Here is a 16,262-nt window from a genome sequence, read left to right on the forward strand (position 1 = left end):
ATATCTCAAAATATGTAAAAAGCATTGGACCTTATCAAGTCCAATGCTTCCTTGTTACATTTTATGTGAATTTAACCATTTTGTTTGGCAAATGCTTGGCCAATTGCATTTAATTTATGTGGTGCGTCATGTACTGCCATCTTCACTTCAACTAGATGCATCATGTCTGGTTGTGCCTCGATTTCGAGGAATGTATTTTGTAGTGTTTCACTCGTTGTCACATCGTGCACAATGACTTCATCTTTTCCACCGAAGACTGTTGGTAATAATTTATAATCCCACATTTTAATATCGTTGTATGACGCATTTTCTCCATGAATTTTACGTTCTACTGTATAACCATCATTATTGATAACAAAAATAATCGGCTTGATTTGCGCTCTGATCATCGAAGACATTTCTTGTACTGTTAATTGTAAGGAACCGTCTCCAATTAATAATAAATTTCTACGCTGTGTGTTCGCCATCTGCGTACCCAGTGTCGCTGGTAAAGTATAACCAATTGACCCCCATAATGGCTGTCCTATAAATTTATTGTTACTGTATAACGCTAAATCATAAGCACCAAAGAATGATGTGCCTTGTTCAGCTAATATCACGTCGTCTTGCTTAATAAAATCTTGCATCATTTTGAAATAAGTTGCTTGAGATAAAGGTTCTCCATTCAAATCGTATTGATTTTCTTTAGGACGTTGAAATTGAGGGAACGTTGCGTCATTAACGTAATTAATTGTATTTAAGCCATCCAATAAATCGATAAGTGATACTTCCATATCTTTCGTTTCATTCATTTTAAAGTGACGATGATTAATCATAACGACATCATCAATATCAAATTGATATGAATATCCTGCAGTTGCAGAATCTGTTAATTTCGCTCCAATATTTAAAATTGCATCACTTTGATCCACGTAATTTCTAATATCTTCTTCTGCTAATGAGCCATCATAAATACCCATGTAATATGGGTTTTCTTCATTAAATGAACCTTTGCCTAATGATAATTGTGCTACAGGAATTTGCGTTAGATTCACAAATTGTTCAAGCTTTTCATGTAAATCGAAACTATTAATCTCATGGCCTGTGATTATGACTGGTTTATCCGCACTTTGTAACTTTTCTTTGATCATATTCACATACTTAGCAACATCCATCCCCTGATGTTGTGGCACTTCAAACGGTTGGTCTACTTCAATTTCTACGCTTGCTACGTCAATTGGTAAATGTATATGCACTGGGCGTTTTTCAGTTAATGCAGCTTCAATTACTCTAGGAATTTCTGACTGGGCATTTTCAGGCGTAAGATACGCTTGTGTCGTCGTAATCGGTTCATACATTTTTCTGTAGTCATCAAAATTTCCTTCTCCTAAGGAATGATGCACATACTTCCCTGCCTTTTCTACTGCTCTTGTAGGCGCACCGGTAATTTGAATAACCGGCACACGTTCAGCATATGCACCAGCAATACCGTTAACAGCACTGAGTTCTCCTACACCAAATGTTGTTACCATTGCACTTATCCCTTTTAAGCGCGCATAGCCGTCAGCCGCATAACTAGCATTTAATTCATTTGTGTTACCAACCCAGTCCATATCATCGCGACTAATAATATCATCTAGAAAAGTCAGATTAAAGTCACCTGGCACACCGAATACTTTATCGACGCCTACAGCGCTGATACAGTCCATTAAATATTGTCCTATACGTTTTTTCATTCATCATTTCCCCTTTTTTATCCATCTCTATTACACTACAAACTTAACTTAATAGAGATAAAAGGTCAATGATGTTGACTTTATTTTTTACTATTTTTTATATGTTAATTCTAATTGATGAATCATATGTGTCAGCATTTCATTATGTGGGGTCGCCACACCACAGGCTTTACCGTATGTAACAATTTGTCCATTTAAATAATCTATTTCTGTTAGCCGCCCTTTATATAAATCTTGATGCATTGATGGATAATGTAAACCTTGTGATTCAATTGGATAAGCATCTTCAATTTTGTTAATTAAATTTTCAAAATTGAGTTCTAGTCCTCGTGCATGAGCCACAGCCACGATTTCTTCAATAATAGGAATAACCATTTGTCGTGCTTGTTCATATAGTGAAAATTGGTTTATTGTTTTATCTAAGATCGTGCATAATGGATTCAGTACACTGTTCAATGTAGCTTTTGACCATATAGATTCAAAGACATTATCACTGATTGTAGAATTTAATTTTGCATTATTAAAAATTGTATTAATTGCTTCTGTACGATAGTCTTCCCCACCGTCTGCGCGCTGCAGTTCTATTGTTCCTGTACCTTCTAACAGTATTTGTCCAGGCCCTCTTAAACCTGCTGTCCACATCGTTACTGCTAAAAATATTTGTGATTTTGGTATAATTTTGGCAAAACGTTCTTCATGTCCTAAGCCATTCATCATTGTTAATACCGCCGTCGTTTCTTTAATCGCATTAGCTTCATTCAACGCCTCAATCATTGCTTCTGAATCCATTGCTTTTGTTAAAATGATAATCAGATCATATTGTTCATCGATTTGTTCTGGCAACTGCGCTTTGATATTAATATGATATGTATCTTTTTCGGTTTGTATATTCAAGCCATGTTGCTGAATATTTGTAATATGTTCTGTCCAATAATCTATTAAAGTTACATCATATCCTGCTTCGGCAATTTGCGTTCCAACACGACCACCCATTGCTCCTGCCCCTGCAATTGCTATCTTAACCATACAATCATCCTTCCTTTTATTTCATAATAGTAATTCAGCAAGTTAATTCCGCTATAGTTAGAAAATTCTTAATTTTTAAATAGTATAAAGTTGTTTAATCATTTAATCTTTCTTATTCTCGTCTTTTAAATATTTTACTTCTTGAAATCCTGTACGATAAGAAGCAAATTCTTCCATTATGGCATACCAATCATTGCCAACTTTTTTCTGTATATCTTGAAATAAATCATTTTGTGCCTTATTAAGTTCTTTTACTAATTTGGTTCCTTTTTCTGTGGGGTACAAGGCTTTAATACGTTTATCCGTTTCGGTTGGTTGTTCAGTGATATATGCCTCATCTTTTAATTTTTTCAACGTTGCATGACTGCCTTGTTTAGAAATCTCTAAACTTTTCAATAAATCTTTTATTGTAATTCCAGGTACTTTTTCGATAAAAAATAAGAACCTATGATGTTGTCTATTTAAGCCATATGCTTCAATAATTTCATCTGCTGTATTTATAAACGTTTTGTAAGCAAAATAAAATAACAAATTCTCATAATCATTATTATTACTTTCCATTATTCACATTCCTTTTTTGTAATTTTTAGCGCATCGGCGGGGGATTACTAATTAATATATTTATAACAGTTCAGTTGATTGTTACAAGTGCTTTAAATGTGGCTCCAATAATACGGAAAGTTCTCCTACTAAAGTATCTATATCACATGGTTTTGATTCTTCAATCCACCATATAATAACGCCTACTACAGCAGAAGATAAAAACTGGGCAGTAATTTCACTGTTTTGTTTATTTATGGTGTCGCGCATTTTCTTTGATAATGTTTGCTTAAGCATATTAAGATCTGACTTTTTAACCAAAGTTTTCAAAATATCGTACTGATCGTCAATCACGTACATGACTTCACTCAACGTTTCTTTATTATTTCCTGATTCTGCAAGATAAATATTGCATTTATCAACTGCTGCGCCCAAAATATAATCAATTGCATGATCTAAAATGTCGTACTTATCTATAAAATTCAAATAAATCGTACCTCTATTTATATTGGCATGTTGAGCAATATCATTCATCGATATTTTATCAAAGTCTTTTTCTCTAATCAGTTCAACAAAGCTACGAATAATAAGTTTTTGGGATTTTTCTTTTCGTTTATCCATTTTAACTCCTTTTAATTTCAACAATTTTTAATATTTGTTCATTAAACATCAACAAGGTTGTATTGTTCATTGAGTTTAAATCTTATTGATGATAACTTCAAGTTATTAAACAATTGTTCAATAATTAAATTGGAGTGATAATGATATGAAAATTTTAATATATGGTGCAGGTGTACAGGGGCAATTTTTAGCTCACGCACTAAATACCAAAGATAATGACATTACAATGTTTGCACGTGGAAAAACTTTAGAGCACTTGAATCAAAAAGGTTTGAAACTTCAGCATTCATTGCAAAGAAAAACGACAAATGAACATATAACAACGATAAGTACACTTTCAGAACATGATATTTATGATGTTATTTTTGTAACTATGAAATATTCAGATTTTTACAATGTCGTACCAACATTAGCTCAAAACAAAAGTGAAAACATTATTTTCATTGGAAATAACATGAATCCTAAATTACTACAAAGCACATTGACGCAACAGAGTAATCACCTTAAGCATATCACTTTCGGCTTTTTAATGACTGGTGGTTCAAGAGAAGCAAGCCATATTAATATTTTAAGATTTAATGCTGGAGAGCTCAAAGTAGGAAACATGCATGGAGAAATTACATTCTCAGACAAACTAAATTCAATATTTAAAAATGCGAAAATCAAACTAACTTATGAACAGAACTTTGAAGATTGGTTGATGTCACACGCTGCTTTAGTCTTACCTTTAAACATGCTATTTATTCTAAAACAAAACCAAAACACTAACGCGCAGACGTTAACCAAAGAAACGATAGCTGCTTTTACTGAACTACATCAATTGTTAGAACACAAAGGCCATACTATAAAACCAAAAGCACAGTCTATTATATTTAAAAATTTCAAAGGATTATCCAATATAGTATTAAAAACAGTTATGAACATTGGCCTCATCAATCAAACACAAGGTTCTTTTAAAGAGCTTGAAGCACTTTATAACGATGTTAAAGTACTCAATCAAAATACAGCACTAACTACAAGTCATCTAGATGCTCTATTTGAAGCGAGCAAATCCGTCAGTTAAAACGACTCAATTCATTGCAGTTAAAAAGGAGTGGGTATACGAAATCAAAATTTAATTTCGTATACCCACTCCCACTATGCTGACTAGATGATAGGTTCATTCTTTAATTTAGGTTATTTTATTTCAATTGTACGTTTCTTTAGAAATGAAGCATATCCTAAAATCACGTAAATCACAGTCACGATTGCAAATATCACTTCAAATATCATTACAAAATACAACACACTTTGTACTTTATGAGGTAAAGATTCAATTTCAAGTAAGTTATAGAGTGATGTCGCTGTTGTCACCCACGGGAAGGTTAATGCTGAGAATGAAAATCTAAAATTCAATTTATATAATTTCGGTATAAATGTTAATGAGTATATAAATATGAGTTGAGAGATAATCAACATCGTTATAATGTAAAACATTTGTGTATGTACTACACTTAATAAATAACCGTTTAAACAAAGTGAAGCTGGTGCTGCTATGATGATTGTCATAGGAAATTGATTTTCGTTATATAATCGCCATGTCTTTTTAAACAGTACGACACATATTAATACTAAAAAGCATAGCGTCGCAATATACACGATCAATTCCCCAAAGAATGGTGAAAAATCTTCAGCAGTTTCTGAAATAACGCCAATTCCCACAAATGTAACAAACCAACTGGTACTCGGAACGATACGTTCATTTTCATGTAAATAAATATGGTAATAAATAAATAACCCAATAATAACAAACTGCAGTATCACAACGAACCACCACAACCAAATTATGATTTCCCAGGTAATATTCAGTTGGTGGTATAAGATATAGAGTAATGTCAGAAACGTCATTGTAAACGTGGGAAAAGTCGCACATATATTACGGTCAGATAATTCTTTCAATACAATGCTAGGAAATTGTATACATTTTAGTATAAATAATCCAACCACAATAACACTAATAATTAAAAATATTGTAGCTAAAACATTCCTATCCATAATGTACAAAAGATTACTTAATGCTGAAATACCCAATGCTAAGCCACAAATAGCAGTCGGTATTACACTTATAAATTTTCGAAACATATCATTTATTAATCCTTTTTATTTATATTTGAATATTACATACATTATAACTATACTATTTTATCGAATTCCAAGCGTTACATCTGTTTATATTGCTTTGAAAGCCGATATGATTCTTCTCATTTATCAAATGAATTTTAACACTAATATGTGACAGATAATACCTCACTGGGAATAATCTTTTTTTATATAAACAAGCAGCCCACTGTTATTAATTATAGACTGCTTTACATTATTTTCATTACAATTGTATATTAATCTTCAATAATGTCTAATCCATCTTTACGTAATTGTGCTAACCCTTTTAACATTTGTTCAATATCATGATTCGAGTGTCGTTCCCATGTAGCTAATTTTGCTACAATTCTCAAAGGTTCCTTCGAGCGATATGAGCGAGTTGGGTTACCAGGAAATTTTTTATCTGTGACATTAGGATCATTTTCAAATGCCCCAATGGGTTCAATAATATAAATATATTCTTGTGCCGGTTCGTCAGCTAATGTAGCCGAAAGTTCTGCCCCCCACTTAGCTGTGTCTAAAGCGCCAGTAAAATAAATATGGTTCATTTTACGGTTTTGATAATTAGAAATTCGCTGTGTTTGTAGTAAATCACCTATTTGTAATTCAGCCTTTGTCCCATGAAAAAATGGTCCTTGATCCAACACTTCTTTTTGTTCTACCATTGTTCAACACTCCTTCTTCATCTAAGCTATTCACCAGTATAAACTGATAAACAATAAAGAAGTAGTCTATAATAATATTATTATTTAATGTATAATTAAGACAAAGGACCTCTGATTTTAAATCATATTAAAAAAGAGCAGAAGAAAATCAAAATTCGGAATTTGCTTTCCTAATCCCCTCCAGAAATACAATTTTACAATCTTTCTAAATGAATCATTTCATCTGCTTTGTCTGTAAAAATACCATCAACGCCCCAATTTGCTAATTGATTTGCACGTAATTGCTTATTTACTGTCCAAACGTTTAATACATAGCCAGCATTTTTAATTTTTTTAACACGTGCTTCTGTCAATTTCGCATCTTCTATATTCACTATTTTCGAACCACAATAATCTAATAACGTTCTCCAATCATCACCAAAAGCTGCTGATTTAAATATTACAGCTCTCTCATAATCAGGTATAAACTGCTCTGCTAATTTCACTAAAACCAAATTAAAACTTGATATCAATACATTTAACTCCGAATCTAATCTTTTTAGTTTATCTGCAACTTGTTTAATCATACTTTCTGATAATACTGTGCCATTCGGACCTGTAACGCCCTTCAATTCAATGTTTAAGTTCATGTTATAGGCATTTGCCAATTCAATAACCTCATCAAACGTAGGTAGTTTTTCTGCTTCAAATTCTGTGCCAAACCAGCTACCTGCTGATGTATCTTTGATGTCGGAATAATTTAATTGTGTCACTTCTCCTACCATATTCGTTGTTCGATCTAAAAAATCATCATGGATTAAAATCAACTGTTCATCTTTAGTAATCGCTACATCTAATTCTATCCATTTTAATCCAGGCGTATTCCCAGCTTCTTTATAAGACGCGAGCGTATTTTCTGGTGCTTTACTTGGTAAACCTCTATGTCCATAAACAGTAAACATACCATCATCCTCTTCAATTTAAATTTAATGTAAGTATGATATGGTATTAAAGATATTTCAAATATTCTTTGTTAATTCTGCATATTACTATAAAAAAACGTCCTTGAATTCTATAACAGAATTTCAAGAACGTTTTATTTTATCATTTTAATTTATGCTTTTGAGTTTACGTATGAAGTTGGGTCTACTGAATAACCGTTACCAATTCCGCCTTCCATGCGTTGGAAGTGTAAATGTGGTGCAGTAGAGTTACCAGTGCTACCTGACTCACCGATTTGTTGTCCTTCTTTAACTTGGTCACCTTTTTGAACGTTTAATGAATTCATGTGCATATACCATTGATAGTTGTCACTGTTTTGTTCTTGGATTGTAACTTGGTTTCCGCCACCATAATTACTCCAACCACTTTGAACAACAGTACCATCTGCTAATGAATACACTGGTGTGTTTTCATCCATTGCATAGTCCACACCGTAATGTGCCCCGCCACCATGATATTGACCATATGGTTGCATTTGACTATTACTTGTTAACCAATTTGATGAACTTGTGCTGTTATTATTGTTTGATGATGTATTGTTATTTGAAGCTTCTGATGTGCTCGCATTGTTATTGTTGTTTGATGATGCATTGTTATTTGAAGCTTCTGATGTGCTCGCATTGTTATTGCTGTTTGATGATGCATTGTTGTTTGAAGCTTCTGATGAAGGTGCCGCTTCTTGTTGTGTAGCTTGTCCTTCATTAGAACTATTTGTGTTTGTTGATTCTGTAGCAGGTGCATTTGTTGTGTTCTCTACATTATTTGATGTTGCATTTTGTTTTACATCTTCAACACCATTACCGTCATTGCGCGTATAACTATTTTCATAGTTTTCGTTTGATGATGTATTATTTTGTGTATAAGATGCGTTGTCGTTAGCTGCTGTGCTTTGTTCTTGTGATGAAGTTTGAGCAGAAACTTCATTATTAGAACTTTGTGGTGCTTCTTGTGATTGCGCTGGTGCTTCATTTACATCGTAGCCACTCTGTTGAACAGCTTCATGACTTTTATCAGCACTATAGTTGTTATCATTATATGCACTTGTTGCATTCGTATTTGTTGAGTTTGTGCCCTGATCATTCATAGGGAAATAGTAATAATGGTAATTTCCTTCTTCATCAATTAAATAGAAATAATATTGTTGTTGATCAAACATTGATTGATCCCAGTTTCCATCTAATGTATGGTGATAATTCCCATTATTATCTTCATCAATATAACCATATTCAAATATACCATTTGTAGATTGGTTACTTGAATATTGCGTACCTGATTGATTATTCTCTGATGCTTCTGCGTCTGACTGTGCTATGCCCACTGCTCCCAATGACAATGTAGCAATTGTTGCTGTAACGATTTTTTTCATAATTAATAAATCCTCCCAAAATTTTTCCTTAGCTAACAATAGCAAAGAAATTATATAAAGAGAATAGCAGAAACTGTTTTTTAATTTCTTAGTAATTGATTTGAGATACCTGTAATTTTTTTGAAAATTCTATCTAAAGCTTCTAAAAAATACAGTCACTTCTCAATAATCTAAGTCCTCATATTATTAGATCTTTTAAAATAAATAATGTATTTTTTATATTATCTGTTAAGTGATACTATAGATATATTAAGAATAAAGGGGTCATATAATGGAAGATTTGAAAAATAACTATGTAAATAGAGGTTCAAAAGCATATATTAAAATTATCGTTGCACTTTTCATTTCAGGATTTACTATTTTTTCAATTCTATATAGCGTTCAACCATTAATACCCCACTTCACACAATCATTTAATGTGAGCGAAACTGTTGCAAGTTTGGCATTGTCGGCAGCAACCCTGACATTAGCTTTTGCTATGTTATTTTTCGGTGCAATATCGGAAGTAATTGGACGCAAACCTATTATGATTTTTTCTGTAATTTCGGTGTCATTATTAGCGCTAGTGCAACCGTTCATTACAGATTTCAACACCTTCTTAATTGTTAGACTTATACAAGGCATTTGTTTAGCAGGCTTACCCTCTATCGCCATGGCATATATCGGAGAAGAAATTTCTGCACATAGTTTACCCGAGGCAATGGGTATTTATATTAGTGGCAACGCCTTTGGTGGTGCGTTTGGTAGAATATTCACTGGATTTATTTCAAGTATTTATGGGTATCAAGTCGGCTTATTCTCTATTGCAGTTATTAGTGTTATTGCAGCAATATTATTTGCTTTCTTACTACCAGCATCTCGACATTTTGAGAAACAACACTTTTCTGTTAAAGCATTAGTATTGAGCTATAGTCAACATTTGAAAAATATTCGTTTACTAAAACCATTTATGATTGGCTTTCTATTATTAGGCTGTAACATCGCTGCTTTTAACTATATTGGCTTTGTGTTGGCAGCTAAACCTTATCAATTGCATGACAGTATTATTAGCTTTGTTTACTTATTATTCTTAATTGGTATGATATCTTCTATATTAAATGCAAAATTACGTAATAAATTAGGCACATTAAACGCTTTAAAATTCAGCATATTACTATTAATCGTTGGTATTTGGATTACACTTTTACCTTTTTTAGCTTTTAAAATACTCGGATTGGCATTCAGTGTTTATGCATTTTTCAGTGGTCACGCGATAGCAAGTGGCGTAGTTGCAAGTCGTGCTGAACATCATAAAGCGCAAGCATCTAGTTTATATCTATTATTTTATTACATGGGGTCATCTATTGGCGGTACATTAGCAGGTATCTTCTATGGGCTGATACAATGGCCAGGTGTTGTATTTATGATCACAGCTTTCATGATTATTGCATTTATTATTTCATTAACAATCAAACAGAAAACAGCTTACAAATCTTAAATTTAAGATTTATAAGCCGTTTCTTTTACTTCTTCAGTGTTTTTATCCAATTATATTAATGTTATTGTATAGGTGTCATTTGTGCTTCAAATTCATCAAGCAGTGTCCGGACTTCATCTGTTGTACTCGTACTCATCAGCTGATGTCTCAGTTCACCTGCACCTTTGATGCCACGTACATAGACTTTAAAGAATCTGCGCAATGGTTTAAACTGACGGGGTTCTTCTTTTGTATATTTATCGAATAGATCAAGATGTAATCTTAACAAACCTAATAGCTCTTCACTCGTATGCTCTTTTGGTTCTTTTTCAAATGCATACGGATTTTGGAAAATTCCACGTCCAATCATTACACCATCAATGCCATACTTCTCTGCCAGTTCGAGTCCTGTTTTTCTATCCGGAATATCTCCATTAATCGTTAATAATGTGTCCGGTGCGATTGCATCACGAACCTTTTTAATTTCTCCAATCAATTCCCAGTGCGCATCCACTTTACTCATTTCTTTACGCGTACGAAGATGAATCGATAGGTTCGCAATATCCTGTTCGAATACGTGTGTCAGCCAATCTCTCCACTCATCGATATCAGAATAACCGAGTCGAGTCTTAACACTTACGGGAAGACCTCCTGCTTTAGCTGCTTGAATAATTTCAGCTGCAGTTTCAGGATGCTGAATTAGTCCTGAACCTTTACCTTTTGTTGCAACATTCGGCACAGGACAACCCATATTTAAATCGATGCCTTTAAAGCCCATTTCTGCCATACCGATACTCATTTCACGGAAATGCTCTGGCTTATCTCCCCAAATGTGAGCGACAATAGGCTGTTCATCTTCAGTAAATGTTAAGCGTCCGCGTACACTGTGTACACCTTCAGGGTGGCAAAAGCTTTCTGTATTTGTAAACTCCGTGAAGAAAACGTCAGGTCTGCCTGCTTCACTGACAACGTGACGAAAAACAACATCTGTAACATCTTCCATTGGTGCCAAAACAAAAAATGGACGTGGTAATTCACGCCAAAAGTTTTCTTTCATATATATTTAAACCTTCTTATCTATTATTATCTCGAATTTTTATCCATGACGATATTACCACAAAAAGTCAATTTACACAAAAGTATTATGACTGTTAAAAAACCTGAATAGAGTACTTCTACACGTGTATATAACTCCTCTAACTTTTTATTTATTTAAATCCATTTTCTCTTTTGAATATATCATTTAATTTGTGACTCTATAACTATACATACTGCTTAATAGTCCCACGCAAAGTATAATTGACGCGAAAATCAGTGCTGCATTATAATTTCCAGATTCACCGATCAATACACCAGAAAGTGCTGGTGCAATCATTTGTCCCAAACTATAAATAACCGTTAATGAAGCAACTAAATTTATTTTACTATTACTTTGAAACATTAACGTTTGTGCTTTAGACATAAACAATGTCGTTAAACCAAGAAACGTAGCACCAAATAAAATAGAACTTATCACTAAACTCGTTATACTTTCTGAAAAAACAGGCAATATTACGGCAATAATTTGTAAAATAAATGCTAAATTAGTTGCTTTACTGTACCCTAATTTTTCAGCCATCATAGACCATAAAATCGTCGATGGAATAGCTCCTAATCCTACAAACATCCAACTTAACGCTGCATAATCTGCAAATTCAGGTATGGATTTAACGATTGCTACTAAAAATGTACCTGTAATTATGTAACCCGCACCTTCACAAAAATACGCTATTGAAAATCCCCAAATAAATTTTTTATTCAACTTAACTTTCGGTTTATCTTCCTTTTCATTTAAGGTTTGTGTTTCATTTTCAACATTTGAATTTTGGCGCATACCAAAAAACACAAAACTTCCCATAACTAAAGCAAAAACGCCCAGTAAAATCCACGTTATCTTCCAATTATTTTCTGTAGTGAATAAAAATATGAATATACTACTTGTGAAAATGCCTAGACCCACACCACTATAAAGCATACCTGAGATACGACCCTTGTTCGCTGCTCTCAATGCTTCGAGCGCCACATTTGAGGCTAAAACAAAAACCGTTCCGCTCGTTATCCCTGCGATTAAACGGAAAATTATCCATAATGTAAAATTATCAAATAATCCCATCAATATTGTTGAAACTATATTGATTAGTAAATAAACTTTCAAATCTGTAACCTTGCTAAACACAACTATCCATATAGGAATAATTGCTCCAATTAAATAACCTAAGTAATTAATAGTTGCAAGTAATCCTGCACTCTGGTTATCCATATGTCCCGTTTGTTGCATAAACGGCATAATAGGTGTGTATGCAAAACGTCCAATTGCCATAACTATAAACAAACAAATCATACCTAATATAAGTTGCCGATAAGCTTTTTGCATTTCTCCACACCTTTCTTTACTAATTACTCCATTATACGCCTAAGCTATATTTTTAGAAATGGCACATCATCAATAAGTTATATACAAAAGAAGACGGAAGCTCTATTTAAAGAGCATTCCGTCTTCTTTATTTTGTAATACTTTAATGATATTTTATCTTTATAATATTAATACTTATTAATGTTCTTCTGTATTTTTACGACGTCTTCCAATTAATATAAATGCACCAATCATAGCTAATAATGAACTGAATAATCCTTTATTTTGGTTCTCATTTTCACCAGTAGTAGGTAATTTATCTACATGTTTATTATTTCCTTTATCTAGATTATTTTTATCATTATTCATATTTGAAATAGTACCTTTTTCATCATTAGTTTGTATAACATCGCCTTTGGAAGCTACATCTGTCCCTGATTTATGATTAACTGAATCATCGGAATGTTTGATGTTACTATTTAAATTTGTGTGTTCTTTTCCATCTTCCCCTTCAATTCCATTCAATCCTAATTGACTATTTAAATCAAAATTATTGCTAGATTTATCATGATCATTCGCTTGTTTTGTTATTGAAACACTACTATTATTCACAATAATTGTTGTTGTTCCAGACATATTTCCTGACTTATCAATTGATGAGACTTGTATAGTATCTCCAGGGTTTAAATCTATTATAGAAGGGATATTAATTACGTAGTTTCCTTGATTATCAGCCCTTCCAGTTACGATAGTTCCATTTGGGAATTTAACTGTAATTGTTGATCCTGGTTCACCTGTTCCTGTTACTTGCGTACTTTCACTCGTAACTTCATTCACCGCTGGTGCTGCCGGTGCTGTCGCATCTGTTACAGTTACTCTTGTTTCTGGCGATACATTGCCCGCACCATCTGTTGATGTCACTACCAATTCTTCATTTCCTACTAAATCAACATTTGTTGGGATATCGACTGCGTAGTTGCCTTGATCATCTGCTGTGCCCGTCACAACACTTCCATCTGGGAACTTAACTGTTATTGTTGATCCTGCTTCGCCCGAACCTGCCACTTGTGTACCTTCACTCGTAACTTCATTCACCGTTGGTGCTACCGGTGCAGTCACATCTGTTACAGTTACTGGGTCTGATGCATAGCTAGTTTTTCCTTCTTAGTGGCAGTGGCAGTCAAAACTGTTCCAGCTTTTAGCGGTTGATTTAACTGTAATGATTTTGTTGTTTCTCCTTTTCCTAAAACAACCGTCCCAATAACATTGTTGTTATTATCCTTAACCACAACAGTAGAACCTTCAACACCTTTGACTTGGAGGTTTGTATTTTGATCGTTAACTGGTGCAATGGCAGGCTTTAATAATGCTTTCATATCAATTACATTAAATGTATTTACTTCAGCATTTCGATAATTCGGTGACTCAATAGCCACTTTATATTTTCCAGGTGGTAATTTTGACACGTTAAAACTAAACGTACCATTTTTATTTAGCGCGCCTTGTTTTATGACATTGCCATTTGGATTTAAAATTTTCACCTTTTGTCTTGCTGCTGATTTATCTAATGGGACATCACCTCTAATAATAGTATCCTCTGTTGTGATGTCATTTACGATGGGTTTCCCTACTAAAGGAGAAGTTTGATATCTTAAAACCTCGTCCCCATCATTTTTGCCATCTCTATCTGTATCACCATTAAATGGATCAGAATGTGAATTGTGAATTTCATAATTATCCGTTAAACCATCTTTATCTAAATCTTGTATATAGTAGGTTGCAGATCCAAAGGTGTTATTAATTATTCCTCCATTTCTATCTGTAAAATACCCATAGAATGCAAAATCTTCTTTTACTTGAGTTGTACTAGATATTAAATTACCCTTTTGATCATAGGAAGCATTTCTAGTCAATATATTATTAGGACTTTGATTATATTTAATTACTATTCTAATACCTACTGTTTCTGGCAAAGCATTATTAAATTCTATTAATTGATTTAAGTCACTATGTGTAATAGATCCTCTACCTTTCGAATCTACACGTAGCGTCGCTACTTTATTGGCTGCATAATATTTCTTGTCAAAACCATATAACCCGCGAAAATCTTGTTTATGTAACTCTATTGAACCGATATAAGGTAATAAAGCTGGGTCAATTTGGTAATGATATGTCCATTGTTTATATAGACCTGCATCCATTATTTTCCCACGATAGTTAAATATTCCATTTTTTAATATTTGTTGATCTATAATTGCACCACCAAAGTTGCCGATTTTAGGATCGTATTGTACTGTTCCACTACTTGCTTTAAAAGAATTATTAGCATTAGTGGATTGTGACGGTGGTATATTATTTATTTCTCTCTCTGCTGCTGTTAAAAAATATCCACTCGTTTCTGAAGTTTGGATTTTTTTATTTTCAGAATTATCTTTAACATAGATTAAATAATTTAACTTATCATGTTTATTGTTCATACTGTTCAGGATATTTTTAACTGTAGTATCAAGATATATGACCCCATTAGAAGCTGTATATTGACTTAATATTTCACCACCGCCAAATAAACCGTTATTTGCTCTAATGAAATTAACTTGCCAAATGTTAGTTAATCTACCTTGTTTATTAGATAATCTAACAAATTGTACTGGTGATGTACGACCAGCTAGGTTAACAGTAATTCTTGTCACATGGTTAGCAATTATTGGATCAAGTTGTAAGTTTATTTTATATCTATCCCCTGAATTTGCTCCTGTCATATAACTATGGATTTCAAAAGGAATCGTTTTACTATTTAAAACACTATTCTTTGCTAATGATTCAGGATCAAAAATTAAAGTTTGAAATGTGTAATTTTCTGAATACTCTAATGCTTCTAAAGCACTATCTTCGGTCATTGCTTTGCTTGATGTTTTTCTATTTATAATTGAACGTCTCTTTCTCACTTTAGCAACCGCATTATTTGATTCTTTTGTATTTAGTACGCTTTCAGTGTTATTTCTGTCTGGGACATTATGTTCACTCGCTGGCTTAATATTTTCGCTTTGAGTATTCACTTCATCTTTTGCTTCTAATTTATTACTTGTATTATTTTCTTCATGGCTAATATCTTCTCTGTTTTGGGCTTCGCTTTGGTTTATTGTAGCTTTCTCTGCTATGTCATCTGTTTCTCTATTCTCGAATTTTTGAGATGAGTTATCAAAATTATGAGCAGCTTTCATTTTATTTTCCGTTTTTACAATTTCACTATTTTCTTCATTAGTTTTATTAGCTTTTGACTCTTCAATTTCTTTTTCAATTACATTCGACGTGTTGTTATTATTCTCTTTATTGTCAGTGACTTTATTTTTAGTAGTGTTTA

Annotated in this window: 14 protein-coding genes; 2 read left to right on the top strand and 12 right to left on the bottom strand. The window is 33.0% G+C overall.

What is annotated here, in order from left to right; genetic code table 11:
* Nucleotides 1-71: 71 nt before the first annotated feature.
* The 4 genes from NSR03_RS12350 to NSR03_RS12365 all read right to left on the bottom strand — a co-directional run bounded on the left by NSR03_RS12350 (nt 72) and on the right by NSR03_RS12365 (nt 3,902).
* Nucleotides 72-1,715 carry an alpha-keto acid decarboxylase family protein gene (locus NSR03_RS12350; RefSeq protein ID WP_069821102.1) on the bottom strand — a complete coding sequence of 548 codons (1,644 nt, stop codon included), beginning with the start codon at nt 1,713-1,715 and terminating at the stop codon, nt 72-74.
* A gap of 90 nt (nt 1,716-1,805) precedes the next feature.
* A complete protein-coding gene (locus tag NSR03_RS12355) occupies nt 1,806-2,741 on the bottom strand; it encodes a ketopantoate reductase family protein (protein ID WP_069821103.1) in 936 nt (311 codons plus the stop codon).
* 102 nt (nt 2,742-2,843) lie between these two features.
* On the bottom strand, nt 2,844-3,302 hold the full coding sequence (locus NSR03_RS12360; RefSeq protein ID WP_002511636.1) for a MarR family winged helix-turn-helix transcriptional regulator: 459 nt from the start codon (nt 3,300-3,302) through the stop codon (nt 2,844-2,846).
* An 81-nt stretch (nt 3,303-3,383) separates the two neighbouring features.
* A complete protein-coding gene (locus tag NSR03_RS12365) occupies nt 3,384-3,902 on the bottom strand; it encodes a TetR/AcrR family transcriptional regulator (RefSeq protein ID WP_069821104.1) in 519 nt (172 codons plus the stop codon).
* A gap of 145 nt (nt 3,903-4,047) precedes the next feature.
* Between NSR03_RS12365 and NSR03_RS12370 the strand changes: the two genes are divergently transcribed.
* On the top strand, nt 4,048-4,965 hold the full coding sequence (locus NSR03_RS12370) for a ketopantoate reductase family protein (protein WP_069821105.1): 918 nt from the start codon (nt 4,048-4,050) through the stop codon (nt 4,963-4,965).
* Nucleotides 4,966-5,078: 113 nt separating this feature from the next.
* On the opposite strand, the gene NSR03_RS12375 is transcribed toward NSR03_RS12370, so the two are convergent.
* The 4 genes from NSR03_RS12375 to NSR03_RS12390 all read right to left on the bottom strand — a co-directional run bounded on the left by NSR03_RS12375 (nt 5,079) and on the right by NSR03_RS12390 (nt 9,053).
* A complete protein-coding gene (locus NSR03_RS12375) occupies nt 5,079-6,023 on the bottom strand; it encodes a TDT family transporter (protein ID WP_002506482.1) in 945 nt (314 codons plus the stop codon).
* 254 nt (nt 6,024-6,277) lie between these two features.
* Complete coding sequence (arr, locus tag NSR03_RS12380) at nt 6,278-6,706, bottom strand: NAD(+)--rifampin ADP-ribosyltransferase (RefSeq protein WP_002506481.1); 429 nt, start codon at nt 6,704-6,706, stop codon at nt 6,278-6,280.
* Nucleotides 6,707-6,900: 194 nt separating this feature from the next.
* The gene (locus NSR03_RS12385; RefSeq protein ID WP_002506480.1) at nt 6,901-7,647 is read right to left on the bottom strand and encodes a glycerophosphodiester phosphodiesterase family protein; all 747 of its coding nucleotides are present in this window, start codon (nt 7,645-7,647) and stop codon (nt 6,901-6,903) included.
* Between the two features lie 152 nt (nt 7,648-7,799).
* A complete protein-coding gene (locus NSR03_RS12390; RefSeq protein WP_069821106.1) occupies nt 7,800-9,053 on the bottom strand; it encodes a M23 family metallopeptidase in 1,254 nt (417 codons plus the stop codon).
* A gap of 271 nt (nt 9,054-9,324) precedes the next feature.
* On the opposite strand from NSR03_RS12390, the gene NSR03_RS12395 reads away from it, so the two are divergent.
* Nucleotides 9,325-10,530, top strand: coding sequence for an MFS transporter (locus NSR03_RS12395; RefSeq protein ID WP_002506478.1), 1,206 nt, complete (start codon nt 9,325-9,327; stop codon nt 10,528-10,530).
* A gap of 61 nt (nt 10,531-10,591) precedes the next feature.
* Here the strand turns inward: NSR03_RS12395 and NSR03_RS12400 are convergent, their stop codons facing one another.
* The 4 genes from NSR03_RS12400 to NSR03_RS12415 all read right to left on the bottom strand — a co-directional run bounded on the left by NSR03_RS12400 (nt 10,592) and on the right by NSR03_RS12415 (nt 16,122).
* A complete protein-coding gene (locus tag NSR03_RS12400) occupies nt 10,592-11,566 on the bottom strand; it encodes a tRNA dihydrouridine synthase (protein WP_002506477.1) in 975 nt (324 codons plus the stop codon).
* A 186-nt stretch (nt 11,567-11,752) separates the two neighbouring features.
* Complete coding sequence (locus tag NSR03_RS12405; protein WP_002506476.1) at nt 11,753-12,922, bottom strand: YbfB/YjiJ family MFS transporter; 1,170 nt, start codon at nt 12,920-12,922, stop codon at nt 11,753-11,755.
* Nucleotides 12,923-13,099: 177 nt separating this feature from the next.
* Nucleotides 13,100-14,020 (bottom strand): Ig-like domain-containing protein, encoded by a 921-nt coding sequence (locus NSR03_RS12410; protein ID WP_141714497.1) that lies wholly within the window; start codon nt 14,018-14,020, stop codon nt 13,100-13,102.
* 11 nt (nt 14,021-14,031) lie between these two features.
* Nucleotides 14,032-16,122, bottom strand: a complete 2,091-nt coding sequence (locus tag NSR03_RS12415; protein WP_069821109.1) for a carboxypeptidase regulatory-like domain-containing protein — start codon at nt 16,120-16,122, stop codon at nt 14,032-14,034.
* Nucleotides 16,123-16,262: the final 140 nt, after the last annotated feature.

The sequence above is a fragment of the Staphylococcus sp. FSL W8-1207 genome, assembly GCF_038003745.1.
Lineage (GTDB): Bacteria > Bacillota > Bacilli > Staphylococcales > Staphylococcaceae > Staphylococcus > Staphylococcus equorum.

Bases quoted from the DNA above. Each gene is read 5' to 3' on its own strand.
- NSR03_RS12350 (WP_069821102.1), bottom strand. From the start codon at position 1,715: ATGAAAAAACGTATAGGACAATATTTAATGGACTGTATCAGCGCTGTA.
- NSR03_RS12355 (WP_069821103.1), bottom strand. From the start codon at position 2,741: ATGGTTAAGATAGCAATTGCAGGGGCAGGAGCAATGGGTGGTCGTGTT.
- NSR03_RS12360 (WP_002511636.1), bottom strand. From the start codon at position 3,302: ATGGAAAGTAATAATAATGATTATGAGAATTTGTTATTTTATTTTGCT.
- NSR03_RS12365 (WP_069821104.1), bottom strand. From the start codon at position 3,902: ATGGATAAACGAAAAGAAAAATCCCAAAAACTTATTATTCGTAGCTTT.
- NSR03_RS12370 (WP_069821105.1), top strand. From the start codon at position 4,048: ATGAAAATTTTAATATATGGTGCAGGTGTACAGGGGCAATTTTTAGCT.
- NSR03_RS12375 (WP_002506482.1), bottom strand. From the start codon at position 6,023: ATGTTTCGAAAATTTATAAGTGTAATACCGACTGCTATTTGTGGCTTA.
- arr (WP_002506481.1), bottom strand. From the start codon at position 6,706: ATGGTAGAACAAAAAGAAGTGTTGGATCAAGGACCATTTTTTCATGGG.
- NSR03_RS12385 (WP_002506480.1), bottom strand. From the start codon at position 7,647: ATGTTTACTGTTTATGGACATAGAGGTTTACCAAGTAAAGCACCAGAA.
- NSR03_RS12390 (WP_069821106.1), bottom strand. From the start codon at position 9,053: ATGAAAAAAATCGTTACAGCAACAATTGCTACATTGTCATTGGGAGCA.
- NSR03_RS12395 (WP_002506478.1), top strand. From the start codon at position 9,325: ATGGAAGATTTGAAAAATAACTATGTAAATAGAGGTTCAAAAGCATAT.
- NSR03_RS12400 (WP_002506477.1), bottom strand. From the start codon at position 11,566: ATGAAAGAAAACTTTTGGCGTGAATTACCACGTCCATTTTTTGTTTTG.
- NSR03_RS12405 (WP_002506476.1), bottom strand. From the start codon at position 12,922: ATGCAAAAAGCTTATCGGCAACTTATATTAGGTATGATTTGTTTGTTT.
- NSR03_RS12415 (WP_069821109.1), bottom strand. From the start codon at position 16,122: ATGAAAGCTGCTCATAATTTTGATAACTCATCTCAAAAATTCGAGAAT.